Here is a 26,046-nt window from a genome sequence, read left to right as displayed (position 1 = left end):
CCCGCCACAAAAAAGGGGCCATAAAGGCCCCGTTTAATGCTTAACTGGCTGAGCTATTTACCCTCACCGGCAATCTTCTTCACCTCATCCTCGGTTGCCGCAGGCGCGCCGTTCCCCCAGGAACCGCGCACGTAGTTCACCACGTCGGTCATCTCTTTATCAGACAACACACCTTTGTAGCCTGGCATCATGAACGGAATATTGCCCTGGGTTTGCGGCGTATGCGCCCCGTCGGCTATCACGCGGATAAGAGAGGACGGATCTTTTGCCATCACCGCCGAGTTGCCCACCAGCGACGGTACGTTAAAGTCCGTACCCTTCCCGTCCGGGCTGTGGCAGGTTGAGCAATAGCGCATGTAGAGGGTTTTACCGTCGGACGGCGACGAAAACACGGCAGCATTCACCGCCGTGGCCGCGTTTTTTTGTGGCTTGAAGTTGGCGATATACAGCGCGATAGCTTCCAGGTCGGCATCCGTCAGGTACTGAGTACTTTGGGTCACCACTTCGCCCATCGGGCCAGCAATAGCGTGATGCTGGCTGCGGCCTTTGCTCAGCAGATCTTTCACTTCCTGGGTGGACATATTCATGCCGCGCAGGGAAGGGGCATACCAGCCGTCGATCATCGCTCCGCTCAGGAACTCAGGGCTGGAATCATCGTAGCCTTTCTCCTGCATTGCCATGCCGCGTGGCGTATGGCAGGCGCCACAGTGGCCTGGGCCCTGTACCAGATAGGCACCTCGTTTGATTTTCTCCGCGTTATCCCCGTGGGCTTCAACCACCTCGCCGCCGGATTTCACATCATCCACGAACAGGCCGTTCCACACGCGCAGCGGCCAGCGGGCCGACAGCAGCAGCGGAATGTCATTCTCTTTGTTAGCGGTCGCCGCCGGGGTGACTTCCTTCATAAAGTAGTCGTACAGCGCCTTCACGTCCTCATCGGTCATTTTGGCGTAGGAAGGATAAGGCATCGCCGGGTAAAGGGCGTGCCCATCTTTGGCAATCCCCCGGCGAACTGCCTTCTCGAAATCTTCATAGCTGTAACTACCAATACCGTGGGTTTTGTCCGGCGTGATATTGGTGGAGTAGATATCGCCCACCGGCGTAGAAAACTTTTTGCCCCCGGCCATTGCCTGCCCGCCGTCTACGGTATGGCAGGCGACACAGTCTGACGCGCGTGCCACATACTCACCTTGCGACACGGCAGCGAAGCCGCTGGCAGAAAAGAGGATTGAGATAGCCGCTAAAATTCGTTTCATTTTTTGGTTACCCCATCGCCACAAGTTCGTTTACTGCACGCCATGCCTGGTCGATAGCCGCGTGGGCGTAGGCACTCCAGTCTGAGTCAGAGTTAGCAATCGTGATGCGGCCTATCGGCTGGCGGGCACGGTTGATAATTTCCGGCATTTTCTCCATGTCATCACTCAGGGAGTTAGCGTAATAGGCGTAACCGTGCGCCCAGCGGTTGACCGTGATTGCCGCGATATCGCGCTGGTGATCAAAGCCGGCGTGGCCCAGCATCTCCTGCAACTGAGAGCGGATCATCTGCTCATGGGCTTCAAAGGTAGAACCAAGCAGGAACGCACGGCCCCGGCGGAACTGCTCGCGCGGAGACATGTTGCTGCCCGGATAAGTCGGCACATACACCATGTGGATGCACATCGGGTCATCCGGCGTCTGCGGGTGATGGTAATCGCCCATGCTGACCGGGTAATCGAGCTTCACTCGGCTGTACGGCGCCGCCGGGGAATAGAATTCATGCACGCCGGTGTTTTTAAAAGCGCGCCAGTTGTTGACCACCACGTTGGTGTAGACCAGCGGCGCTTTGACGTTGAGGCGCAGATCTTCTTTCTGCTGCTCCGGCGCCTCCGGCACGATATACGGGATCATCATGTTGTAGCCCGCCATGATGGCGTTGCGGCTCTTCACGCGGTGCAGCTTGCCGCTCTGATTATTGATGTAGCTCACCACCACCCCGTTATCGGCATTGGCGGCATTAATCACGCTGCTGTTGAGGCGAATGCGGGTGCCGTTTTCCGGGCGATCCAGTAACTCGTAGTGCAGCCTTGCGGTGACGGAATCCTCCATCGTGCTGCCCGGCAGCGCTTCAGGAATCAGTTTGCGTACCATCAGGCGCGTCAGTCCGGCGTTGCCGTCCGGGAAGTGGTAGGTGTACGGCTCTTCAAGGTCAGCCAGCGCCTCTCCATCCAGCGGCGGTAAACCCATCGCCTCCATACCCGGCAGCGCACAGGCCCGGGCGTCGCCGCAGCTCACGCCTTCAATGCCGATGGCGAAGAAGTCGTTGGTACGCTGCTGGAAGTACATCAGCGCCATCTTGCTTAAGCCGACTTTCTTCTCAAGGAATTCATGATAGCTGTGGGTATCCAGCCATTCGCTTTTCTGCTCAACCGTCATGCCTGGCAGGTAATCGGCAGGGTTGACGTGCAGATCCAGCAGCGCCTTGCGGTCTGCCTCGCTGAGCGGGAAGTCGTTGATAAAGGCTTCGATGCTGCGGCCGTTCAGTCTGTCCGGCGGAATATCGTCCGACACCGCCCGGCCCGGGTCGCCGCTAACGATTTTGGTTTCACCGAAGTTCTTTTTATCGAAGAACACGCCGCGGCTCAGGTTCTGATCCGGGTAGAAGGTGGCGTCAAAGCTACTCTTCATTCGCGTGATACTGACGCCCAGAGAATCCATCAGGCCGTGAACTACCGGGCTGAAGTTGCTGTCAGGCGACTGGAATGACTCGCTGCCGCCGTAGCCGAGCAGCGTTTTACCGCCGACATTGAACTGGTTGCGCTTGGCGTGGCCGCCGAAGTCGTCGTGGTTGTCGAGGACCAGGATTTTGGCGTCGTTCCCCATTTTTTCGCGCCAGAAGCAGGCGGCCGCCAGGCCACTAATACCGCCGCCGACAACCACCAGATCGTACTCTTCTTCTACCGGCAGCTTAGCGAAGTCGAACTTTTCGTGCTCGCGGCCCAGGGCGTGCGCCATTTCGAACGAGCCGGGATGATTGCCGCGCAGACCGGTGAGGCCTGGCGGATAGTAATCTGCATTAATCACGGCGCTGCCGGGTGCTTTGCCGTTTGCCCTCACCAGTTCCAGAGGCGTTAAACCAGAGACAATTGCAATTGCCATCCCGTTAAGAAAGTCACGTCGGGTAATAGACATAGATAACCTTTTTTATCAGTCCTTTATACCCGTCATACTTCAAGTTGCATGTGCGTTACCTGCATCCGCTCACCTCAGTCACATAGTTATCTATGCTCCTGAGGATTCACGGCCTTGATGCCTTCCTGCAACTCGAATTATTTAGGGTATAGACATATTGTTAACCAAATGATAACAAACTCCCTGCCGCTTCGCTACGCGATAAGCCTGTTAACTATAGTGTCTTCTCTGGTACCGGGTGGCCTGCTCGCCGCCCGCTGATAACGGTCAGAAAGCGGCGTTCAGCGGGCTATTGGCGCGGCTTGAGCTCTTCGTCGAGTTTCTTCGAGTCGTAATAGTCGCCCTGCCAGCTGATTTTGCCGTGGCTGACTTTGATAAAGCTCACGCCTTCAAACTTGATGGGGTTGTGGGTCGCCGGGCTACCGCCCCACTCGCCGCTGTTGGTGCCGCTGAACGTCCAGCGGAAAGCGATGGTGTCGTGGTTGTAAACCGGCTCGCTGGTCATCTGCCAGTGCAGGTCCGGCACCGCCTTAATAAACGCGCCAATCACCTCTGTCTCGGCTTTGTCTTTCCCTTCCACCGGCGTGCCGACGGCGGCATCGTAATAGACCATATCACTGGCGAGATACTCCGCCGCCTGCCCCGCGTTATGGGCATTCCACGCGGCCATATAATTTTTCACGACGGAAAGCGGAGTGCTTTCGGCCAGCGCCAGGGCTGAAAAGAAAAACAGCGACAGCGCAGCAGCATTGACTATTTTCATCTCTAAGATCCTTATTCAGTGATATCGCACATGATGTGTTTGATCCGGGTGTATTCGTCGAGCGAATAAGACGAGAGGTCTTTGCCGTAGCCGGACTTTTTAAATCCGCCGTGGGGCATTTCCGCGCACAGCGGGATGTGGTTGTTGATCCACACGGTGCCAAAATCGAGGCGGGTACTGAAACGCTGTGCCCGGCCGTGGCTGCTGGTCCAGACGCTCGCCGCGAGGCCATACTCCACGTCGTTGGCTCTGCTGAGCGCTTCTTCTTCGCTGCTGAAAGACTGGATGGTCATCACCGGGCCAAAGACTTCGTGCTGGATAGCCTCATCGTGCTGCTTCAGCCCGGAGATAATCGTCGGCTCAAAGTAGAAGCCCGGGCCCGAGCCCTTTTTGCCGCCGGTTTCAATTTTTGCATGGGCCGGAAGCCGGTCAATAAAGCCCGTCACCTGCTCCAGTTGGTTGCGGCTGTTGAGCGCGCCGTATAAAGCCCCGCGGTCATCCGGCTCGCCGAAGGTGATTGATTTGGTTTTCTGAATCAGCTTTTCGAGGAAAGCCTCATACGCGGAAGCTTCAACGATGATACGCGTGGCGGCGGTGCAATCCTGCCCGGCATTAGAGAAACCGGCGGCGGTAATCACCTCTACAGCTTTGTTCATGTCCGCATCGGCAAACACCACCACCGGCGCTTTGCCGCCTAATTCGAGGTGCGCTTTGGTCAGGTTGGCAGCGGCAGAGGCGGCAACCTGCAGCCCGGCGCGGACGGAACCGGTTATCGACACCAGCGAAGCTTCCGGGTTGGACACCACCAGCGACCCCGTTCCCGCTTTGCCCAACACCACGTTGAATGCGCCCTGAGGGAATAAAGGTGCCGCAATTTCGGCCAGAATCAGCGTGCTGATAGGCGTGGTATCGCTCGGTTTCAGCACCACGGTATTACCCGCCGCAAGCGCCGGAGCGATTTTCCACACCGCCATCATGAACGGGTAGTTCCACGGCGTGACCTGCCCGACAATCCCCAGCGGTTCACGGCGAATGGTTGAGGTAAACCCGGCGGCATATTCCCCGGAAGCTTTGCCTTCCAGACAGCGGGCCGCCCCGGCAAAGAAGCGAATAGCGTCGCAGGAGGCTGCGATTTCATCGCGCTCGATAAAGTGTTTAAGCTGGCCGGTTTCCTGGCTTTGCACCTCCACAATACGCGCGGCGTTACGCTCAATTTCGTCGGCGAGCTTCAGCAGGGCACGCTGCCGCTCGGAAGGCAGGGAATGTTTCCATACTGCGAACGCCGCTTTTGCCGCCGCGTAAGCCTCACGAACCTCTTCTGCTCCGCCGTCAGGCGATTGAGCGTAAACCTCGCCGTTTACCGGGCTGACCAGATCAAACAGCGTGGCTGGCTGGCCCGCCACATATTGCCCATTGATAAAATGCTTCAGGGTTTGCATCGCCTTCTCCTCACATTAAACATAAACAATATTATGTAATATCTTTTGGTTGGCGACTTTTCAATCTGCGCTTTATAGCAACATGATCAACCCCACAATTTAACAATATTTTTACATGGCGATGCCGGGCAAGACGTGAAAACAGCCGTTTCTGGTAGCCCGTCGATGCCTTTCTTAAAGGCCCGGGCTGTGCTATCAATAACCGTTGATTCAGGGAATTTTAATCAGAGAGCACTATGATTACTCACGCAGTAATATTCGCACCTATAGGACAGGCAAGTCGATCCGATCAAATTGTGCAGCGGCTTTCAAATGCAATTATTACTGGTTTGCTTGAGGCAAATGAGCAGCTTCCTAATGAGGCCGACCTTGCCAAAATGATGGGCGTTTCCCACATTACAATACGTGAAGCCCTAAATACGCTGCGGGCGAATAATTTAATCCATACCGTTCGTGGGAGAAATGGCGGCAGCTTTGTTTGCGAAAATAGCGGCGAATTTCAGACGCCGCTTCACCCTTTTAAGACTATCAGTTCAGACTATATTTCAGACCTCGGCGAAATGCATTGCGCCATAATTAGCCACAGCGCCAGGCTCGCCTCCAGACGCATGACCAGCGCGGATATCACCCGACTGCGGGAGTTTGTTGAAGCGCTGAAATCTGCCAGCACGCCGGAGTTAAAAACCCAGGCAGATATGCGCTGCCTGCTGGCGCTTTCCGCCAGTTCCCAGTCAGCAAGGCTTGCCAACCAGGAGCTGCTGCTGCAGGCCGAATGGGCGTCTCTGGTGGCCATTCTTTACCGTGACGAAGCGGTTCATCGAGAAGTGATTGATGTTTATACCGAATTGATTGCTGCGCTGGAAACCCATAATGAGCCGGAGGCAGTGCGATTAGCCACGCAGCTAATTGACACCTTCACCCTCTATCTCATTGAAAGTAAATTAAAATATAAATAAAACCGACACAACAACACGGGCATCACCATGAATGTACCTGCAAGCCTCATCCCTTTTACCCGTAAGATTGACGACATTATTACCACCACCATCAAGGCAACCATTGCGCTTGCCGGGCAGGTTGAGTCCACGCTGGCGGCATTTCACGGCGACGATCACAAACTGCTGCTGGATCCTGCGGTAAAGCGATCCATCCAGGAACATATCAAAGAGACGCTGAACGAAACGCCTTACTGCTCAGGCTCTGGTTTTGCCAGCCACATTGCGGGCAGCACGGAGGAAAAAGAGTACTGGCTGCTGGAGTGGTGGTACAAAAAGGCCGACGGCGTAAAAAAGGTGAATCTCGACCTGGATCAGGCCACCCAACAGCGGCTGGATTTCAGGACCTTTGAGTGGTTTAAAGATGCTCAGGAAAACGGCCAGGCGTATATTCACGGCCCTTATGTCGATTACGTTTGTAATACGTCTTATACCTTAACGTCGGCTATGCCGGTTTATTTTCACCAGCGTTTCATCGGCGTGGCGGCAATTGATGTGCTGGTCAGCGAAGTAGAGGAAGAATTACTTCCGCTGTTCAATAACCACAAAGTTATGCTGACTAATTTAGACAAGCGGATTATTTTCTCTACTTATCCTAAATACCGCGTCGGTGAATTACTGAATACCTCAGAGGCGGTTGAAGTCTATAACACGGAATACTGCACGTTATATGAGCTGGTAACAAAGGGGTCATAAGGCCCTTAAACGTTGCGGTTAAAATAAGTACAAAAGTAAAAGGGCCCGAAGGCCCTTAGATTAATACTCGCGAGAAAGATTGAGCCGTTTGGCGTATTCAATGGCGTCATTTTCAGGCGCATCGGAGTGACCAAAAGGTCTGGCAATCGACATATAAACCAGCCCCGAGCCGATGACCAGCGCCAGGCCGATCAGCACCGTCCAGCGGTCAATAAAGTCCGGGCTGTCCGCAGGCTGGGCCAGCAGCCAGATCCCGCCTATACCGTAGGCCAGCGCCAGCACGTTGACCAGCATCCCCCATGAACCCAGTTTCCACTCTCCCGCAGGCTTCCAGCCCTTGAGCCGCTGGCGCAGAGCAGCCAGAATGACCATCTGGAAGGAGACATAAATCCCAATCACGGCAAACGCGGTGATTCGGGCAAGGTTATCAGGCTGGAAGTAAACCCAGACGCAAATCACCATCGGCAGCAGGCAGCTTATCAGCATCGCGTTATCCGGCACGCTGTGCTTCGAGATTTTCGCCATCCACTCGCTGCCCGGCAGCATTTTGTCGCGGGAGAACGAGAAGATCAGCCGGCTCAGCGCCGCCTGAAGCGACAGGATGCAGGAGAGCATTGCCACAATAGCAATCACGATAAACAGCGTGGCGCCCTTCTCACCCAGCGCGTCATTCAGAATCGCCGGGATCGGATCGGCTATTTTACCGTTCACAATGTTCATCAGATCCGGGGATGACAGTAGATAACCCAGGATAGAGATCACCGCAGAGATAGCCCCAAAGACGATGCTAAGGATCATCGCCACCGGGATCTTACGCCCTGGGTTTTTAACCTCTTCCGCCACGTTACCGCAGGCTTCAAAGCCAAAAAACATAAACAGCCCCATCAGCGACGCCGACATAAACGCCGTGCCGTAGCTGCCGTCTTTCGCCAGCGCGCCCATGGCGTCAAACACCACGGAGAAAGGCTGATTGCGGTGGAAAATCAGCAAATAAATACCGAGGGCAATCACGCTGATGATTTCGCACCAGAAGCCGAAGCGGGCGACCCTCGCCAGGTTTTTCGTCCCCGACATGTTGACGCCCATCATGATGGTGAGCAGCACCACGGATGTGAGCAGCATCGCAAGCGGTGTATCACCGTAATGGAAAAGCGAAGCCACGAAGGTCGACGTGTATTCAACGATGGACGTAATGGTCACCACCAGCGCCCAGAGGTATATCCACGCGGCAATCCAGGCGTATTTTTTCCCCCACAATCTTCTGGCCCAGGGATAAAGGCCTCCGGTAATGGGATATTGCGAAGCGACTTCCCCGAACACCAGGGCAACCAGTAACTGCCCGCAGGCGGCAATCAGGATCCACCAGATGGCGGGTGGCCCGGCGAGGGTTATCGCCAGCGCAAACAGGGAATACACGGCGGTCAACGGTGAGAGGTAGGTAAAACCGAGCGCAAAGTTCGATACCAGGCCGATGGAGCGGTTGAACTGCTGGCCCTTCTCCGGCTGTGGATCGGTACTTTTTGTAGCAGATGTCTGTTCCATATGTCTTTCTCTTTAGGGGGCATAGTTGCAGGCAATGGCTACATTTTATAAAACATATTAAGTTATATGTATATTGTGCTTTGTCACAATTTTGTTAGATATAATGTTATCTTATTGTTAATAAAATAAAGGTGGAAATGATGCCACATCCCTGAAAAATGTCGCTTCATTTTGCTCGCCAGTAGCCATGTCGTGCGGCACCTCTGCGCTTTAGCCGACCCTCTTGCTGAAGCGTTTTGAGATTACACTCTATGGTGCGGCTGGTTAAGCCAGCGGTCTCCACCAGTCGGGCTATGGTTATCGACGGTTCTTCCACAATTAAATTCAGGATTTGCCCGGCCGTTACGCTCAACCGTCCGGCAAAAAACGAGGCTGGCGCTTCCTCCAGCCGGCTGTGGGCCCCCCCTTCTTTCAGTCCCATCGGCAGCATATCCAGCATAAACTCCACAAAAGCAGGACCGCCACTCCGTCGGTCACACGCCCTGAGCACCCGATAATAGGCTTCCTGTCGGTCGTGAATTAGCGTCTCAACCGGCAACCAGTCAAGCCCGGCGCGCCACTCACTCAGGATCAGCGCCTGCCAAAGCCGCCTGCCCTCCACACGCGCAGTCCCCTGTTGAGCGGCTAAGCTGTTGTGCTCTCTTGCCAGAGAAGCATGGATAGTGCGGATACGGTTTTCTTTGCGTAACAGAGGTGAGGTTCGCTGGGCGATCGATGACCGCTGCAGCTCCCCAATTTCAATCGTGCGGCTAAGGATAGAGGAAGTCAGAGAAAAGGGAGGATGGTAGGGCTGCATCGGTTTACTCCGGGGAAAGTTTCTCCGACATTTATACCGACATACCAGCGGGGAGAAAGGCGGGTTCTGGCTCGCCTTAGATTTCAGCCGATCTCACCGAGAGACTGGCCGGCCTCAACAGAAGCCCCTTTTTCTACGCCTTGTTTGAGCCTGCCGCTGCGGTGGGCTATCACCTGAACCTCCATTTTCATGGCTTCCATCACGCCAATGACCTCTCCCTGAGCGACAGTCGCCCCTTCTTCTTTCATCCAGCCGTGAAGCACGCCGGATATAGGCGCCTCGATGGCGGCTTCATGGGTGAGTTCAGGTGTAGCCTTTGGAGCGCCGCCCGTATTCGCCTGGGCGAGGCCGCCCAACAGGCTTGCCGGCAGCCCCAGTTGAACACGACGCCCGTCCAGTTCTATCCAGCTGCGGGTCAGAACCTCATCCGCAGCGGGAACCTGGCGCGGGGCAAATGCAATGCGGCCGGCAAAATCCGTTTCAATCCAGCGAGTATGCACGGCAAAGCTTTCGATGAAATCAGGATCGTCCATCACCGCGCGATGGAACGGCAGCACGGAAGCCACGCCGTCAATCTCGAATTCACGCAGGGCGCGGCGCGCGCGGGCAATGGCCTGCTCACGGCTGCTGCCGGTCACGATCAGTTTTGCCATCAAAGAGTCGTAGCTGCCCGGCACGGAAGAGCCAGCCTCCACGCCGCTGTCAAGACGAACCCCTGCTCCGGACGGCCCACGAAATACGCTAATCTTGCCCGGCGTAGGCAAATAGCCTTTGCCCGCATCCTCGGCATTAATGCGAAACTCAAACGAGTGGCCGCGCGGAACCGGCGTAGCCTGAATGCTCAGCGGCAAACCTTCGGCAATGCGTAACTGCTCAACGACGATATCAATCCCGGTCGTCTCCTCGGTCACCGGATGCTCTACCTGCAGGCGAGTGTTGACCTCAAGGAATGACAGCTTGCCGTCGCGGCTAAGCAAAAATTCAACGGTGCCCGCGCCGACGTAGCCCGCATGAGCGCAAATATCGCGCGCGGCGTTATGAATTTCCTGCCGCTGTGACTTGCTGATAAACGGCGCTGGCGCCTCCTCTACCAGCTTCTGATTGCGGCGCTGCAGCGAACAGTCGCGGGTACCGAGTACCACCACGTTGCCGTGCTTGTCGGCAATCACCTGCGCTTCAATATGCCTTGGGCAGTCGAGATACTGCTCGACATAGCATTCTCCGCGGCCAAAGGCGCTTAACGCCTCTCGCGTCGCCGAATGGTAAAGCTCTTCGACCTCTTCAAGCTTCCAGGCCACCTTCAGCCCTCGCCCGCCGCCGCCGAATGCGGCTTTGATAGCAACCGGCAGGCCATGCGTGGCGGCAAAATCAACAACCTCTCCGGCGCCACTGACCGGATCGGCCGTGCCTTTTACCAGCGGAGCGCCCACCTGCAGGGCAATTTTGCGGGCCTGAACTTTGTCTCCCAGTTGTTCAATTGTCTCCGGCTCGGGGCCAATCCAGATAAGTCCGGCAGCCTGTACCGCACGGGCAAACTCGGCCCTCTCGGAGAGGAAACCGTAGCCCGGGTGAACCATGGTCGCGCCGCTGCGGCGAGCAATATCTACCAGCTGCGGGATATTCAAATAGGTTTCGCCGGACTGGATACCCGGTAGCGCCCAGGCTTCATCGGCCATGTGAACGTGAAGCGCATCGGCGTCGACATCAGAGTAAACCGCCACGGCCTTTACGCCGTAATCACGGCAGGCGCGAATAATACGAACGGCAATTTCGCCCCGGTTGGCGATCAGAACTTTATGCGTCGCGGTGGTCACTGGCTTTACTCCCTGCTATTTCCAAAAAAGGTCGGATAACGTTGAAGCGGATCGAGGCGCCCGGCGGGATCTGTCCGGCCAGGTCAAGATGATATTCAGCCACGGAGGCAATCACCGGATACCCGCCGGTGAGCGGATGGTCGTGCAAAAACAGAACGGGCTGCCCGCTGGCGGGAACCTGGATGGAACCGCTACAGGTGCCTTCACTCGGCAGCTCCTGAGGCTGGCTGCGCGCCAGGGGCTGCTCGCCGGCCAGGCGCAGGCCAATACGGTTCGATTGGGGGGTGACCCGCCAGCACTGGGCCGTGAGTAGCTCAATCGCCTGAGCAGTAAACCAGTCAGTACGCGGCCCGAGCACGATATCCAGCGTAACGGTGTCTTCTGCCGAGGGTAACGGCCACGCCGGGATCTCATTCAGCTGTACCGGGCCTGGATGTGAGTGCGCCCCGACCGCTAAAATATCGCCCACGCCCACCGGTTCAGGACCGACCTTCGCCAGGGTATCGCTCGCGGCGCTGCCCAGACTCTGCGGCACGATAAACCCGCCGCGTATTGCGAGATAACTGCGTAACCCGCGCCCCGGAGTCCCAACATGGATTTCATCACCGGTCGCCAGATTTAGCGGCCGGTAGCCGTCTACCGCATAACGTTCGCCCTCTGCCGTAAGCAGCGTCAGCGGGCACTGCGCCCCGGTCACGCTGATAACCACGTCGCCGGTCGCCCTGGCGCGGAAGCCGCCCTGCGTAATTTCAAGGCACGGCGAGCCGGCGGGATTACCCACAATACGGTTTGCGGCATGAAGCGCAGATTTGTCCATCGCCCCGGATTCGGAAAGACCCACACTGGCCCTTCCCGCCCGGCCATCATCCTGCCAGAGCGTTTGCAGCCCCGTCGCCAGCACCGCCAGGGTTGCGCCAGTACGTTCGGGCAGACTTTGCGGGATGATGCGCGCCGGAAGCGAGATAGTTTTTGTGATTTTCGCCGCGTCGATAAAGTTAACCTGTGCGCCGGGCATCAGCAGCGCGGGCTGTTCGCGGGAGAGATCCCACATTTTCAGCTCGGTCTGGCCAATTAGCTGCCAGCCGCCGGGGCTCGCCTGCGGATAGATACCGCTAAACTCGCCGGCCAGCGCCACGGAACCAGCGGGAATACGGGTGCGTGGCGTACTGCGTCGCGGCGTTTGCCAGCCCCCGGCGTCAGGCACCATGTAGGCGAAACCGGGTGCAAAACCGGTAAACGCGACGTTCCACACGGACTCCTGATGGCGGCGAATCAAAGCCTGAACCTCAATGCCCTGCAGCTCGGCCACGGCAGGCAAATCTTCGCCATTGTAATGCACAGGGACTGTGACCTGTTGGCTGCGGCGTTCTGCACGCTGGGTCAGAGCATGGCGCGATATTTTTTCGGCCAGCGTCGCCAGGCTGGTTTCTCGGGTGCAAAAGCGGATCAGCAAGGTGCGGGCGGCAGGAATCATCTCTTCGATGCCTTTTTCTGGCGCGGCGCTCAGGGAATCAAAAAGCGCCAGCGTTTCGTCGAGCGAGCTGAGTTCCACCAAAAAACTGCTTAGATTAACGGCTAAAAATCTCACGTTATTTCCCCTGCCATGCCGTATCCGGCACGTCGGTGATAAACATGTGTCCCGGCGCATGGCTGATGGCAAAAGGCACGCCCGACTTCATTACCGCCGCCTGAGGCGTTACGCCGCAGGCCCAGAAAACGGGTATCTCTCCGGGCTCGATTCGCACCGGGTCGCCAAAGTCTGGTTGAGAAATATCGTTGATGCCGAGCAGGTGCGGCTCCCCAACGTGAACAGGAGCCCCGTGTACCGCCGGGAAGCGGCCGCTGATCATGACCGCATCGGCGACTCTGTGCGCCGGAATCGGCCGCATAGAAACCACCAGCTCGCCCTGCAGACGCCCGGCCGGGCGACACAGCCGGTTGGTTTTGTACATCGGCACATTTCTGCCGTCGGTGATATGGCGAACGTCAATGCCGGCTTCGCGCAGCGGCGTTTCAAACGTGAAGCTGCAGCCGATTAAAAACGTGACCAGGTCGGGGTGCTGTTCCCACACGGCGCGGGCATCGGTAATTTCATCCACAAGCTGGCCGTGTTTCCAGACGCGATAACGCGGGATATCGGTTCGCAAATCCGCCGCTTCCGCCAGCACGGTTTGGTGCCCGCCGGATTCAATAACGTCCAGTACCGGGCAGCTCTGCGGGTTACGCTGGGCATAGAGCAAGAAATCAAACGCCCATTCTCGCGGCAGGCAAATCATATTCGCCTGGGTCATTCCCGGCGCCATACCTGCCGTGGGCTTATCAAACCCTTCGCGGATGGCTAGCCGGGCTTCACGCGCGACCGCTATCGCTTCCTTGCTGGCTTTCATTAACGTCGACATAAACGCTCCTCAGGGCTGCGGGACAAATGAGCGAATAGCGATTCCCTGGGATTCAAGCAGCTTGCGGATCTCCGCCGCCATCGCAATAGCGCCGGGGCTGTCACCGTGTACGCAAATTGAATCCGCGTTTATCGGGGTAAATTTCCCTTCGATAGATTCCACGCCGCCTTCGGTGATTAACTGCAGCATACGCTGAGCGACCTGCCCGGCGTCGTGAAGCACCGACCCCGCCTCACGGCGTGAAACCAGCGAGCCATCCGCATGGTAGGCGCGGTCAGCAAAAGCTTCGGAGATGACTTTCAATCCTTTTTGCCGGGCCAACGCCAGCACCGGAGAGCCAGCCAGCCCCACGAGCGGTAGCTGCGGATCCACCGCCAGTATTGCGTCGATAACCGCCAGCGCCTGACGTTCATGGTGAGCAATGGTGTTATACAGTGCGCCGTGCGGCTTCACATATCGCACTTCTGTGCCGGCCGCGCGGGCCAGCCCCTGAAGCGCGCCAATCTGGTAAATGACGTCGGCGGTTAGCTCATCGCTTGCCACATCCATATTACGACGACCAAAACCAACAAGGTCCGGGTATGCAACGTGCGCCCCCACCACCACATGCTGTGCCTTCGCGGCTTTCAGCGTTTCTAAAATTCCGGCAGGAGACCCGGCGTGGAAGCCGCAGGCCACGTTGGCACTGCTTACCAGCCTGAGGATTGCCGCATCGTCCCCCATGCTCCACTGCCCAAAGCTTTCACCTAAGTCACTGTTTAAATCGATTTTTTTCAACATCTTTTATTCCTTAGACAATCTTCAGGAAATCAAAAATTGCGCCGACGGAGAGCGCCCCCATATACCAGGTGAGCGCGCAGGTTAACAGCCCCATCCATAGCAGCCAGCGAGGATAACGATAGCCCGCCATCAGATCGGCCCGTTTCCAGCCCACGTAGATAAAGAGCGTCATGCCGATAGGTAAAATCAGGCCGTTAAAACCACCGGCAAAGACCAGCAGCGCCGCCGGAGCCGTGCCTAACATCAGGTAAACCACCAGCGAGACGGCGATAAAAATGACCGTCGCGATGCTGCGCTGGCGCTCGCCCATTTGTTTATTAAAGACCGTCATGAAGGTCACAGAGGTGTAGGCCGCACCAATCACGCTGGTAATCGCCGCAGCCCAGAAAATGAAGCCGAAGAGCTGAACACCGAAGGAACCCACCGCATGCTGAAATGCCTGTAGCGCCGGGTTTGCTACCTGACTGGAGATATCCAGCGTGACGCCGCTGGCAACCACACCCAGCACGGCGAGGAACAGGATATAACGCATTAACCCAACGACCAGTATGCCTTTTGTCGCGCCGGAGGAGACGGCCTGAATATTCTCCACGCCGCCCATGCCTTTATCCAGCAGGCGGTGCGCGCCGGCGTAGGAGATGTAGCCGCCAACGGTACCGCCGACGATAGTGGTAATAGTGGCAAAATTAATGTGATCCGGCAGGACACTCTGGTAGAGGGCATCGCCCACCGGCGGGCCGGAAACGAAGGCCACGTACAGCGTGAGCGCAATCATGACCAGGCCAAGGACGATCATCAGACGGTCAATGGCGGTGCTGGCGCGACGGGAAGAGAAAATATAAATGGCCAGTAGCGCGCTGAGTAATCCCCCCCACTTTGGGGCCAGGCCAAACATGGCATTCAGACCCAGACCGGCACCGGCAATATTGCCGATGTTGAACACCAGCCCACCAAAAATGACCAGCACGGATAACAGATAACCGCTACCCGGCAGCGTTTCGTTAGCAAGATCGGAGGCGCGCATTTTCGTGACCGTGACGACGCGCCAGATGTTCTGCTGCACCACAAAGTCGATGACAATAGAAGCCATAATGCCGAAGGCAAAGGCCGAGCCCATGGTCGCGGTAAAGGTGGCCGTCTGGGTGATAAATCCAGGCCCAATGGCTGAGGTTGCCATCAGGAATATCGCCGCGATCAGCGATGAGCGTCGCTTCTGAACAAAGGATTGGTTTTCAGTTTCATGCGCTGCCATCTTACTCACTCCATTATTAGAATTATGACGTTGTCTGTTAAGCAATAAGCAGGCCATCGTTGAAGTAAACGGCCACATTGTTAATCAAATATGAATTTATTGTTGAACAATAAGCTAATGACTGTTGATTAAACAGACAAACAGAATCGAAAAGTGGATGATAAAAAACCAACGCCGATCACTTTTTGGCATCTTTTAAGAACCTCGCGCACCAAATAAGTGCATAAAAACGCAATGAATCACCAAAAAAGTGCATAACCCGCCGCTTGTTTTGAAATAATCCCGCTACGTCAACGTCTTGCTGCCCCCAGGGGAATATGTAAAGATTGCCGCTTACCCGATCACTCGCGGAAAACCATGAACAAAGAGCAGCCCGCTCAGATGCTGAGCGAGAAAATCGCCGAAACTATTCGCCATAAAATAATCGTTGGGGAACTTGTACCGGGTACGCGTCTGTCGGAGGCCGCGCTCAGCGAGCAGCTCGATATTTCACGCAACACGCTGCGGGAGGTGTTTCGTATGCTGACTCAGGAAGGATTACTGCGCTATGAGCCCAACCGGGGCGTGTATGTTGCGGTCCCGGATATGGCAGACATCCTCGATATCTACCGTATCCGCCGATTGATTGAATGTGATGCGCTAGCCCACGCTTATCCGCTGCATCCCGCCGTCACAAAAATGGAGGCGGCCGTGGAAGAAGCGCGAGAACACCGCCAGACCAGCGACTGGCGCAGCGTGGGAACGGCCAACATGAAGTTTCATACCGCGATTGTTGAACTTGCTGACAGCGACCGCCTGATTCGCCTCTACCGCAATATCTCCGCGGAGCTAAGGCTGGCGTTCGGCCATCTGAACGATCCTGAAATGCTCTATGCCCCATACATCGAAAAAAATGCGCACATACTTGCCCTGCTCAACGACGGCAATAATGCCCAGGCCGCCGCAACGCTCGCCGAGTATCTGGAACTTTCGGAGCGCACGGTGCTGGCGGCGTGGTCACGGCATCAGCAAACCCACTGATACCGCTATTTTCTTAGCGGCTCATTTTTCATAAACAGCGCCAGAATAAAACCCAGCCCCACAACGCCCGCCGAAATAATAAACACGGAATGAATCGCCGAGCCAAAGGCCTGCAGATAATCGATCCGGATGGCCGCAGGCAGCTCGTGTACCGCCTGCGCGCCAAGCTGGCGAGGCAGTTGCGTCCCTTCCGGGATCAGCGTCTCAAGGTTGCCGCGCAGAACGGAGGTGAATACCGCGCCGAACGCGGCCACCCCGATTGAGCCACCAATTGAGCGAAATAGCGTCGCGCTTGAGGTCGCCACGCCGATAAGCTTTATTTCCACGCTGTTCTGCACGGCCAGCACCAACACCTGCATCACCATACCGAGCCCAAGTCCCAAAAGGCCAACGTACAGATAAAGCGTGGGCAGCGGCGTATCCAGCTTTAACGTTCCAAGCAGCGCCATCGCGATAAAACTTAACAGCGTCCCTATGATGGGAAAAATACGGTAGCGGCCTATTTTACTGATGATGCGCCCGCTAATGATGGAGGTCAGGATAAGTCCCCCCATTAGCGGTAACATTTGCATCCCCGCCTGGGACGGCGTAGAGAACTTTACGACCTGCAAATAGAGAGGCAAAAATGTCATCGAGCCAAACAGCGACATGCCGATGATAAACCCAATCAGACAGCTCAATAAAAAGGTGCGGTTACGGAACAGGAACAGCGGGATCATCGGTTCAATCGCCAGTCGCTCTTCATAGATAAAGCCAATGAGCGTCACGACAAAGAACGCAAAAATGCACCACAGCTGCGGGTCAGACCACGCCATTACCGTGCCGCCTTCGCTGGTGAATAAAATCAGGCAGGTCAGTGAAATAGTCAGGTAGCCCGCGCCAAGAAAATCTATTTGGTGACGAATCCGCGAGGTCTGGGATTTCAGCACCGCGCCAATAACAAGCAGAGCAAAAATCCCCAGCGGCAGGTTGATATAGAAAATCCAGCGCCAGGAAAAATGCTCAACCAGAAAACCGCCCATCAGCGGGCCAATCACCGTCGCCAGGCCGAAGACTCCGCCAAATAGTCCCTGGTATTTGCCGCGATCGGCGGGCGGGATCGCGTCCCCCACCGCCGCCATGGTGACCACCAGCAGTCCACCGCCACCGAGCCCCTGCAGCGCACGCATTAAAATAAGCTGCGTCATGTTTTGCGCGAGGCCGCACAGAGCGGAGCCGAGCAGAAAGATAACGATAGCCGTTTGCAGCACGATTTTGCGCCCGAGAAGATCGCCGAATTTACCGTAAAGCGGCACCACTATCGTTGAGGCCAGCAGATACGCCGTGACAACCCAGGAGAGTCTGTCCAGCCCGCCCAATTCACCTACGATAGTCGGTAACGCGGTGGAGACGATGGTTTGGTCCAGCGCGGCCAGCAGCATGACCAGCATAAGAGCAGCGAACAGCAGACGAACGGAGGTCGTGTGCGGCGAGCCTGATGAAGCGGTTTCGGTCGTTGTCATGGTCGTTTTCATTAAAGGGGATCATTTCACCCGGGCGGTTTGCTGAAACCGTAAAGATACCTGCTAAACCGCCGCCTAAACTGCATCAAAACTCTGAAAAGAGCACCGTTACTCGGTCATCGTCAGGTTAACCCTGTCACCCCGGGTTGTTGGCTGGGAAATAACAAGAAACTCGATCTCTTTATCGGAATCATTACGGGCCTGATGTTTCGCCTGCGACGGAATCGGGATCCCCTTCCCCGCAGGAACCACGTAACGCTCTCCTTCCAGCTCCATCGTCAATGCCCCGGATAACACAAAAAAGAACTGCTGTGCCACGGAATGGTAGTGTCTTTGTTCCGCCCGCCCCGCCGGCATACGTTCATGAATCACGCTCAAAGCAGAATCTTTTAGCAAGTGCCACCCATCGCAATCTCCTCCCCAAAGATAGTGTTCCGCATTTTCTTTTGAAACGATCATTTTTCCTCCTGTCTGACGATAAAAATTCATAAATTTTATGATGCGTAAATACACTTATTTTTAGACGGAAAATATCGCCAAAAACAAGATATATCCTCATGTTTTTAATGAAATAAATAAGGTATCACCCACACACAGCAAAAGTTCAAAAAATAGACAACTGTCACAATTTTGAGACACTTGTTTTCATTTTGAATTTGAGAGTACATTAGCGCCGTCCGGGTAAGGTTTTACCTCCGAATACCAGATGGAGCTGCACCATAAAAGCAGTTTGCGGCTTCAGCTTATTATGTACCTGTTAAGATGCGCGTCAGCGCGGAGCGATGTGAAGTGAAATATTTTCTGATGGGTATTTCTGTGATTGTTGTGTTGTGGGCCGGCACCTTCTTCCTGATGGTTGAATAAGCGGTCGCAAACAGCAGCGCAAAAAGAACAGGAGCCAAAAGGCTCCTGTTTTCGTTTCATTATTCGGTGCTTTCCGCAGCGTTCTTCGGCAACGGCGGCAACAGCCCGTCAGCCCGGAACATCCCCTTGATACCGCGCACGGCCTGGCGGATACGATCCCGGTTTTCAATCAGCGCGAAGCGAACGTGAGTATCACCGTAGTCACCGAAGCCAATCCCCGGCGAAACGCAGACTTTCGCTTCCTGTAGCAGCTTCTTGGCGAACTCCAGCGATCCCATCGCCGCGTACTGTTCGGGAATTTTTGCCCAGACGTACATGGAAGCTTTCGGGCACTCCACCATCCAGCCAGCTTCATGCAGCCCTTTTACCAGCACGTCACGACGGCGTTTGTACTGTTCTGCAATATCGCGCACGCACTGCTGGTCCCCTTCAAGGGCTGCAATCGCCGCCACCTGTAGCGGCGTGAAGGTGCCATAGTCGTGGTAGCTCTTGATACGTGCCAGCGCGCTCACCAACTCCTGGTTGCCGACCATGAAGCCAATACGCCAGCCCGCCATGTTGTAACTTTTTGACAGCGTGAAGAACTCAACGGCCACATCACGCGCGCCGGGGACTTCCATAATGGAAGGGGCTTTCCAGCCGTCATACACAATATCGGCGTAGGCGAGGTCATGAATTACCAGCACGTCGTACTGCTTCGCCAGCGCAACAACCTTTTCGAAAAACTCCAGCTCTACGCACTGGGCGGTTGGGTTAGACGGGAAGCCGAGGATCATCATCTTAGGTTTCGGGTAACTTTCGCGAATGGCTCGCTCCAGCTCGGCAAAGAAGTCTACGCCTTCCACCAGCGGCACCGAACGAACCTGCGCCCCGGCTATCACCGCCCCATAAATATGAATCGGGTAGCTTGGGTTCGGCACCAGCACGGTATCACCATGATCCAGCGTCGCCAGCATCAGGTGCGCCAGCCCTTCCTTCGAGCCAATAGTGACAATAGCTTCACTTTCCGGATCGATATCTACGTCGTAGCGATCTTTGTACCAGCGAGAAATGGCGCGGCGCAGACGAGGAATGCCTCGCGAAGTGGAATACCCGTGCGTGTCTTCACGCTGGGCCACGGTGCAAAGTTTTTCGACAATGTGCGGCGGCGTCGCCCCGTCCGGGTTGCCCATGCTGAAATCAATAATATCTTCGCCGCGGCGTCGCGCAGCCATTTTCAGTTCGGCAGTGATGTTAAAAACGTAAGGGGGTAAGCGATCGATACGCGAAAAACGACGTTTTGGACTGGAGTCAGCCATAAATTCCTCAGAGTAACGTGAGCGCCCGGACCGTCCGAGCGACGCTGCCACGCGATGTGGCCTGTTTTGAAAATAGCCTGAATAAAAATCGCCTGTCGAGGGGGAAATGAAAATAATTTTTCCATGGCATAAAACAGGAAGTTTCGAACGAAAGACATCTCTATTTCATTTTTAATGTCGGGCATATATTAACCAAGTAGCAACAACTCAGTAACCTACTCTCTGAAAGATGGAGTCACCTATGCACCTGGAAATTAACGATCTGCCAAAAGCTATCCGCGAGATAAAACAAAAGCTGCGCCGCGATCTGCCCAACTATCGGTCGGTCTTTGCCGAACTCGAGGCCAATATTCGCCAGCAGATCGGGGAGATCCGCGAAGAAATGGCGCGCGGCGAAAACCCTGTTCCGCAGCTTGAGGCCGACGACATTCTGCTGGGCCAGGTCAGTGAGCAGCAAAAAGCGCTGATCCGCCAGCGCGGCTGCTGCACGATCCGGGGCGTTTTCCCCCAGGAACAAGCCCGTAACTGGAATGAAGAGATCGGCAATTATCTGGAACGTAACCACTTTGTTGAACGCCTGAAAAATGCGGCAGAAGACAACTATTTCGGCACGCTGGCCGACAGTAAGCCGCAAATTTACGGGATTTACTGGTCTAAACCGCAGACTGAAGCCCGCCAGCATGAGCGCATGAAAGCAGTGCAAGTGTTCCTCAATAATCTGTGGCAAACGGAGAGTCACGGCAGGCAACACTTCGACCCAGACCGCGTTGTTTCCTACGCGGACCGCACGCGCCGTCGCCCACCGCGCTCAGGCTCGCTGGGGCTCTCCCCGCACGTTGACGGCGGCTCGGTTGAGCGCTGGCTGGATGAAAACTTCCGCCACGTCTACCGTCACGTCTTTTCCGGCAACTGGAAAGATTACGATCCGTTTGCCGCTGAAGGTCGAACGGAGGTGCGTGAGTTCCCGTCTCCTGCCGTCTGTTCGATGTTCCGCACCTTCCAGGGCTGGACGGCGCTTACGCCCCAGCGCAAACACGGCGGCACGTTAAACTTGCTGCCGGTGGCTAACGCAATGGCCTGGATCCTGCTGCGTGCGCTGCAGGACGATGTACCAGAAGAGTCGCTGTGCGAAGCGAAGCCCGGCAGAGCATTATCCATTAACAAAGAGTGGCATCCCCTTTTACTGACTGGGATTTCCTCAATTCCCGATATGGAGCCGGGTGATACCGTTTTCTGGCACTGCGATGTGATTCATGCCGTCGAGAACGAACACCTCGGCGAGTTCGACAGCAACGTGATGTACATCGCCGCCGCCCCGTGGTGCGAGAAGAACGCTGAGTACTTGCCCCGCCAGTGGGAAGCATTTGTCGACGGCAAAACGCCGCCGGATTTCGCCGCGGATGATTTTGAGGTGGATTTTATTGGTCGTGCGACCGGACAGGATTTAACTGCGGCCGGGCAGGAACAGCTTGGCGGGCAGCCATCGCTCCTCCCCAGGGAGGCTAACCCTTAGTCAAAATACCCGTGATTATGTAGAGCGGGCTGAGATGCGTTCCCGACGCTCTTAGCCTGCGGCCTGTCGGTGAGAAAACTGAGGCGATTTAAGCCGGAACCAGCGCCTCGCGGTACGTCCGGTATTTCCTTCAGGCACAACGTCGCGGCTTCCCCTCCCCTCACACGGAGGGTGGGGGAATAAAAAACTCTCTGCAGCTTGTGTTCTCCCTCGCCTCTTCGGGGAGAGGGCCGGAGTGAGGGGAAGATTTGAAAGGAAAATGTGACTAAGAAACCGCTCTGGCACCCGCAGAAATCCCGCCAAAAGAAGCCAAACTCACCAGAACTTACTACAGTTAATAAGGGGCTCCCCTTACGGTATCAGGTGACAATATGGCGCTTTATTCCATTGGAGAAGTGGCTGCGCTTTGCAATATTAATCCGGTAACCCTCCGGGCCTGGCAGCGGCGTTACGGGTTGCTAAAACCTAAACGAAGCGACGGCGGGCACCGCTTGTTCGATTCCGCCGACATCGAGCGTATTCGTGAGATCCAAACCTGGATCGAGCAAGGCGTACAGGTCAGTAAAGTCAAAGGGCTGCTCAGCGGTGAAAACCGGGAAAAAGCGCACGCCTGGGGCGAGCGGCAGGAGACGCTGCTGCGCCATCTGCAAAGCGGCAACCCCAACCTACTTCGCGCCTGGATAGCCGATATCGGGCGCATCTATCCGGCGCAAACTCTTGTGCAACATCTCTATCTTCCGCTGCGACGCCGCCTCTACGGGCAGCAGATTGCGCTGTGTGCGCTGCTTAGCCTGCTGGATGGCGCCCTGATTAACTATATTGCGATGTGCATTGCCACCGCACGCAAGCAAAATGGCAGGGATGCTTTAGTGGTGGGCTGGAACGTGCAGGACACAACGCGGCTGTGGATGGCGGCGTGGATTGCCAGCCAGCAGGGCTGGCGGGTTGATGTCCTGGCTAACTCGCTGAGCAGTCTGAAACCAGAGCTTTTTGACCGGCAGACGCTGCTGGTCTGGTGCGGCGACTGCCCCGGAGAACGGCAGATAGATCAGATTGAATCGTGGCGCAGCGCAGGGCTCCCCGTTTTTGCGCTGGGTAACGTTGAGCACAGGCAGCCCGCCGACTGATGGCGATGAAGAGGGAAAACGGGCTTTTTCCCTCTTCATCACAATCAAAGGTTCATTAACAACCCCGCTTCCCTTTATAATCGCTTCGTTAACAAACGGAGCAACGGATGAAACTGTCAAAAATTGCCCTTGTGGGCGGAATGCTTGTTATGGCGATCGGCGGCATTGGCGGCGTGATGCTGGTCGGCTACATCGTTATTTTGCATGGCGCGTGACGTAACTTTCCAGGCGCTCAAACAGGCGGTCAGTGACAATTGCCGCCAGCGCCACCAGCACCGCGCCCTGAATCACATAGGCGGTATTAAAACCGCTTAGCCCGATAATAATCGGCGATCCCAGCGTATTGGCACCCACGGTGGAGGCAATCGTCGCGGTGCCGATATTAATAATCACCGATGTCCTGATGCCCGCCAGAATGACCGGCGCGGCAAGCGGCAGTTCCACTTTCCGCAGCATTTGCCCGCGGCTCATACCAATGCCAAGCGCAATCTCGCGTGCGGATTCAGGCACGGCCCCAATACCCGCCAGCGTACCTTGTAAAATCGGCAGCAGGCCGTAAATCACCAGCGCGATGATCGCCGGCTCTTGCCCGAATCCCATCACCGGCACCGCCACGGCTAATACGGCCACCGGCGGAAAGGTTTGCCCGGCGGCGGTAATGGTCTCCACCAACGAACGAAACTCCTCTCCTGCCGGGCGTGTGACCAGAATTCCCAGCCCCACGCCAATCACCACCGCAACCACGCTGGAAATGCCCACCAGCGTTAAATGCGCCAGTGCCAGAGAGAGAAAGCTGTCCTGCTGGTACATCGGCCGGGTCAGCTGGGGGAATAGCCAGCTAAACAGCCCGCTGGTATAGGGCAGCAGCAGCAACAGCGCAACAAAAAGCGCGATAAGCCACAGCAAAGGATCACGCAGCAGGCGCATTTTCTCTCCTCCTGACCAGATCGCTAAAATGCAGCACGCCACAGGGCTGATTGCGCGCATCCACCACCGGCAGTTGCTCGCACTGCCTGTCGATAAACAGTGAGAGCGCTTCGCGCAGGGTCATATCTGCCCGGATAGGCTCGCCTTCCAGACGTTCATCGGCGCGAATGCTGTCCGCGACGTGACGCAGCGAGAGCAGCCGTACGCCAAGCTCGCTGCGGCCAAAGAAATCCCGAACAAAATCGTTGGCCGGGTTCGTCAGCAGTTCCAGCGGCGTCCCCTGCTGAATGACTTTGCCGCCGTCCATCAGCACGATGTTGTCGGCAAGCGTCAAAGCCTCGTCGATGTCGTGCGTCACCAGCACGATGGTGCGCCCCAGCAGTTGATGAATGCGGATCATCTCCTGCTGCAGCGTCGCGCGGGTTACCGGATCCAGCGCCCCAAAAGGCTCGTCCATCAGCAGTACTTCCGGGTCAGCGGCCAACGCACGGGCCACGCCCACGCGCTGCTGCTGCCCGCCGGAGAGCTGGTGCGGATAACGGTCGCGGAACTGCGCGGCATCCAGGCCCAACAGCTCCAGCAGCTCATCAATACGTTCGGCGACTCTCGCCTTCGGCCACTTCAGCAGCTCAGGCACCGTGGCAATGTTCTGCGCCACCGTCCAGTGCGGGAACAGGCCGATGGACTGAATGGCGTAGCCCATCCGGCGGCGAAGCACCTTTGGGTCAAAACTGCGGATCTCTTCCCCGGCAAAGCGAATGCGCCCTTCATCATGCTCCACCAGCCGGTTAATCATCTTCAGCGTGGTGGACTTTCCTGAGCCGGAGGTGCCGATCAGCACGGTGAACTGCCCTTCGCGAATGTTCAGCGTCAAATCGCTGACCGCCGCCTCGCCGTGGAAGTATTTGCTGACGCTGTCGAACTCGATCATTATTTTGCCTCCAGCAGAGAAATAAACAGCTTAAATAGCGCGTCGACGATCACCGCCAGGGCGATAACCGGCATCACGCCAAGCAGAACCAAATCCAGCGCGCTGCTCAACAGCCCCTGGAAAATAATCGAGCCAAATCCGCCCGCACCAATCAGCGCGGCGATAACGGCCATCCCGATAGTCTGCACACAGACCACCCGTAAGCTGCGCAGCAGCACCGGCAACGCCAGCGGGACTTCCGCTCGCCAAAAAATTTGCGCCCGCGACATGCCCATGCCCAGCGCGCTTTCCACAATGTTGCGTGGCACCTGCTGCAAACCCGCCACTACGCCGCGCACCAGCGGCAATAGCGCATAAAGCACCAGCGCAATTAGCGCAGGCGCGACGCCAATCCCGCTCACGCCGATTTTCCCGAGCCACGGCAGCCAGGCGGCAAGGCCGGCCAGGGGCGCAATAAGCAGCCCGAACAGCGCCACGGAGGGCACAGTCTGAATCACGTTCAGCAGAGAAAATACGCCGGATTGCCAGGCCGGGCGGCGATAGCAAAGGAGCCCCAGCGGGATGCCAATCAACAGCGCCGGTACCAGCGTGCCGGCCAGTAATGCCAGGTGACGGCTCAGGGCATCGTCAAACACATCCTGGCGGTTGACGTATTCCTTCATCAGCGAAAGATCGCTGAAGTAGCCGGTTGCCAGCAGCACGACGGGGACTATCCAGATTTGCAGGTTCAGCAAGAGCCGCCACAGAGGGTTGGCCGTGAGGCGGTTAGCCGCATCGGCGCACAACAGCAGGCAAACCGCCAGCATTAACCACAGGCCGCTGCCGGGAGAAGTCCGCGCGAGGGAACTGCCCTCCAGGGCAAACTGGCTCGCAATGTGCCCCAGCAGTAACAGCAGGCCAATGAACAGCAGTTCGCCGATCGCAATAATCACCAGTTGAGTGAGGGCTCGCCCCGGCGCCAGCGTCAGGCCAGCCAGCATCAGGAAGGGAAGCGCCAGCCAGTAATGCAGCGTGCCGGGTAACTGGGTGATGCCCAGCGGCTCACCGGAAACCAGGCGGTTAGGCGCGTTGTTGATGATAGGGAGTAACATCCAGGCTGCCGCCAGCAGTAACACCAGCAGCAGCAGTACCCTGTTATGAATTTTTAGCAAACGTTATTCCAGCAGATTGATGACAAACAGCCGAAAACCGACGTTTTCGACTGTTTGAGACAGACCAGA

The 26,046-nt window shown here is 56.4% G+C and carries 24 protein-coding genes; 7 read left to right on the top strand and 17 right to left on the bottom strand.

What is annotated here, in order from left to right; all coding sequences use genetic code 11:
• Positions 1 to 53: 53 nt before the first annotated feature.
• The 4 genes from VW41_06530 to VW41_06515 all read right to left on the bottom strand — a co-directional run bounded on the left by VW41_06530 (position 54) and on the right by VW41_06515 (position 5,370).
• Positions 54 to 1,256: an alcohol dehydrogenase gene (locus VW41_06530; protein AJZ88713.1), complete on the bottom strand. Its 1,203-nt coding sequence runs from the start codon at positions 1,254 to 1,256 to the stop codon at positions 54 to 56.
• 7 nt (positions 1,257 to 1,263) lie between these two features.
• A complete protein-coding gene (locus VW41_06525) occupies positions 1,264 to 3,168 on the bottom strand; it encodes a spermidine dehydrogenase (GenBank protein AJZ88712.1) in 1,905 nt (634 codons plus the stop codon).
• Between the two features lie 289 nt (positions 3,169 to 3,457).
• Positions 3,458 to 3,907: a polyketide cyclase gene (locus tag VW41_06520; GenBank protein AJZ91879.1), complete on the bottom strand. Its 450-nt coding sequence runs from the start codon at positions 3,905 to 3,907 to the stop codon at positions 3,458 to 3,460.
• A 35-nt stretch (positions 3,908 to 3,942) separates the two neighbouring features.
• Positions 3,943 to 5,370: a phenylacetaldehyde dehydrogenase gene (locus tag VW41_06515; GenBank protein AJZ88711.1), complete on the bottom strand. Its 1,428-nt coding sequence runs from the start codon at positions 5,368 to 5,370 to the stop codon at positions 3,943 to 3,945.
• Positions 5,371 to 5,606: 236 nt separating this feature from the next.
• On the opposite strand from VW41_06515, the gene VW41_06510 reads away from it, so the two are divergent.
• A complete protein-coding gene (locus VW41_06510) occupies positions 5,607 to 6,326 on the top strand; it encodes a GntR family transcriptional regulator (GenBank protein ID AJZ88710.1) in 720 nt (239 codons plus the stop codon).
• A gap of 27 nt (positions 6,327 to 6,353) precedes the next feature.
• Positions 6,354 to 7,061, top strand: a complete 708-nt coding sequence (locus VW41_06505) for a hypothetical protein (protein ID AJZ88709.1) — start codon at positions 6,354 to 6,356, stop codon at positions 7,059 to 7,061.
• Between the two features lie 60 nt (positions 7,062 to 7,121).
• Here VW41_06505 and VW41_06500 read toward each other — a convergent pair whose 3' ends face one another.
• The 7 genes from VW41_06500 to VW41_06470 form a co-directional block, all read right to left on the bottom strand.
• A complete protein-coding gene (locus VW41_06500) occupies positions 7,122 to 8,603 on the bottom strand; it encodes an amino acid permease (GenBank protein ID AJZ88708.1) in 1,482 nt (493 codons plus the stop codon).
• 166 nt (positions 8,604 to 8,769) lie between these two features.
• A complete protein-coding gene (locus VW41_06495; protein ID AJZ88707.1) occupies positions 8,770 to 9,399 on the bottom strand; it encodes a hypothetical protein in 630 nt (209 codons plus the stop codon).
• Between the two features lie 83 nt (positions 9,400 to 9,482).
• Positions 9,483 to 11,213 carry an acetyl-CoA carboxylase gene (locus tag VW41_06490; protein ID AJZ88706.1) on the bottom strand — a complete coding sequence of 577 codons (1,731 nt, stop codon included), beginning with the start codon at positions 11,211 to 11,213 and terminating at the stop codon, positions 9,483 to 9,485.
• Positions 11,194 to 12,801 carry an acetyl-COA carboxylase gene (locus VW41_06485; protein AJZ88705.1) on the bottom strand — a complete coding sequence of 536 codons (1,608 nt, stop codon included), beginning with the start codon at positions 12,799 to 12,801 and terminating at the stop codon, positions 11,194 to 11,196. Before VW41_06485 ends, VW41_06490 begins: the two co-directional genes overlap by 20 nt.
• A 1-nt stretch (position 12,802) precedes the next feature.
• Entirely contained in the window at positions 12,803 to 13,612 is an 810-nt protein-coding gene (locus VW41_06480) for a hypothetical protein (GenBank protein ID AJZ88704.1), read from the bottom strand.
• Between the two features lie 9 nt (positions 13,613 to 13,621).
• Positions 13,622 to 14,392: a hypothetical protein gene (locus VW41_06475; GenBank protein AJZ88703.1), complete on the bottom strand. Its 771-nt coding sequence runs from the start codon at positions 14,390 to 14,392 to the stop codon at positions 13,622 to 13,624.
• A 10-nt stretch (positions 14,393 to 14,402) separates the two neighbouring features.
• On the bottom strand, positions 14,403 to 15,644 hold the full coding sequence (locus tag VW41_06470; GenBank protein AJZ88702.1) for a membrane protein: 1,242 nt from the start codon (positions 15,642 to 15,644) through the stop codon (positions 14,403 to 14,405).
• Positions 15,645 to 16,001: 357 nt separating this feature from the next.
• On the opposite strand from VW41_06470, the gene VW41_06465 reads away from it, so the two are divergent.
• On the top strand, positions 16,002 to 16,664 hold the full coding sequence (locus VW41_06465) for a GntR family transcriptional regulator (GenBank protein AJZ88701.1): 663 nt from the start codon (positions 16,002 to 16,004) through the stop codon (positions 16,662 to 16,664).
• 5 nt (positions 16,665 to 16,669) lie between these two features.
• On the opposite strand, the gene VW41_06460 is transcribed toward VW41_06465, so the two are convergent.
• Positions 16,670 to 18,166 carry a DSBA oxidoreductase gene (locus VW41_06460; GenBank protein ID AJZ91878.1) on the bottom strand — a complete coding sequence of 499 codons (1,497 nt, stop codon included), beginning with the start codon at positions 18,164 to 18,166 and terminating at the stop codon, positions 16,670 to 16,672.
• A gap of 108 nt (positions 18,167 to 18,274) precedes the next feature.
• Positions 18,275 to 18,625, bottom strand: coding sequence for a cupin (locus VW41_06455; protein AJZ88700.1), 351 nt, complete (start codon positions 18,623 to 18,625; stop codon positions 18,275 to 18,277).
• 303 nt (positions 18,626 to 18,928) lie between these two features.
• Between VW41_06455 and VW41_06450 the strand changes: the two genes are divergently transcribed.
• Positions 18,929 to 19,030 (top strand): membrane protein, encoded by a 102-nt coding sequence (locus VW41_06450; GenBank protein ID AJZ88699.1) that lies wholly within the window; start codon positions 18,929 to 18,931, stop codon positions 19,028 to 19,030.
• Between the two features lie 59 nt (positions 19,031 to 19,089).
• Here the strand turns inward: VW41_06450 and VW41_06445 are convergent, their stop codons facing one another.
• Entirely contained in the window at positions 19,090 to 20,328 is a 1,239-nt protein-coding gene (locus tag VW41_06445; GenBank protein ID AJZ88698.1) for a glutamate-pyruvate aminotransferase, read from the bottom strand.
• A 241-nt stretch (positions 20,329 to 20,569) separates the two neighbouring features.
• Here VW41_06445 and VW41_06440 point away from each other — a divergent pair, with 241 nt between their 5' ends.
• From VW41_06440 to VW41_06430, 3 genes are all read left to right on the top strand, one after another.
• Entirely contained in the window at positions 20,570 to 21,841 is a 1,272-nt protein-coding gene (locus tag VW41_06440; GenBank protein ID AJZ88697.1) for a hypothetical protein, read from the top strand.
• Positions 21,842 to 22,212: 371 nt separating this feature from the next.
• Positions 22,213 to 22,968, top strand: coding sequence for a transcriptional regulator (locus VW41_06435; protein AJZ88696.1), 756 nt, complete (start codon positions 22,213 to 22,215; stop codon positions 22,966 to 22,968).
• A gap of 107 nt (positions 22,969 to 23,075) precedes the next feature.
• Complete coding sequence (locus VW41_06430; protein ID AJZ88695.1) at positions 23,076 to 23,183, top strand: membrane protein; 108 nt, start codon at positions 23,076 to 23,078, stop codon at positions 23,181 to 23,183.
• Here VW41_06430 and VW41_06425 read toward each other — a convergent pair.
• The 3 genes from VW41_06425 to VW41_06415 are packed head-to-tail and all read right to left on the bottom strand — an operon-like array spanning position 23,164 to position 25,977.
• Positions 23,164 to 23,895, bottom strand: coding sequence for an osmoprotectant uptake system permease (locus VW41_06425; GenBank protein AJZ88694.1), 732 nt, complete (start codon positions 23,893 to 23,895; stop codon positions 23,164 to 23,166). The two genes, VW41_06430 and VW41_06425, sit on opposite strands and share 20 nt — an antisense overlap.
• A complete protein-coding gene (locus VW41_06420) occupies positions 23,879 to 24,826 on the bottom strand; it encodes an ATP-binding protein (protein AJZ88693.1) in 948 nt (315 codons plus the stop codon). Before VW41_06420 ends, VW41_06425 begins: the two co-directional genes overlap by 17 nt.
• Positions 24,826 to 25,977 carry an osmoprotectant uptake system permease gene (locus VW41_06415; protein ID AJZ88692.1) on the bottom strand — a complete coding sequence of 384 codons (1,152 nt, stop codon included), beginning with the start codon at positions 25,975 to 25,977 and terminating at the stop codon, positions 24,826 to 24,828. Before VW41_06415 ends, VW41_06420 begins: the two co-directional genes overlap by 1 nt.
• Between the last annotated feature and the right edge of the window lie 69 nt (positions 25,978 to 26,046).

It is taken from the genome of Klebsiella michiganensis (assembly GCA_000963575.1).
In the GTDB taxonomy this organism is placed as follows: domain Bacteria; phylum Pseudomonadota; class Gammaproteobacteria; order Enterobacterales; family Enterobacteriaceae; genus Cedecea; species Cedecea michiganensis_A.
The sequence above is the reverse complement of the archived record's forward strand: the minus strand, read 5'-3'. Positions and strand labels throughout refer to the sequence as shown.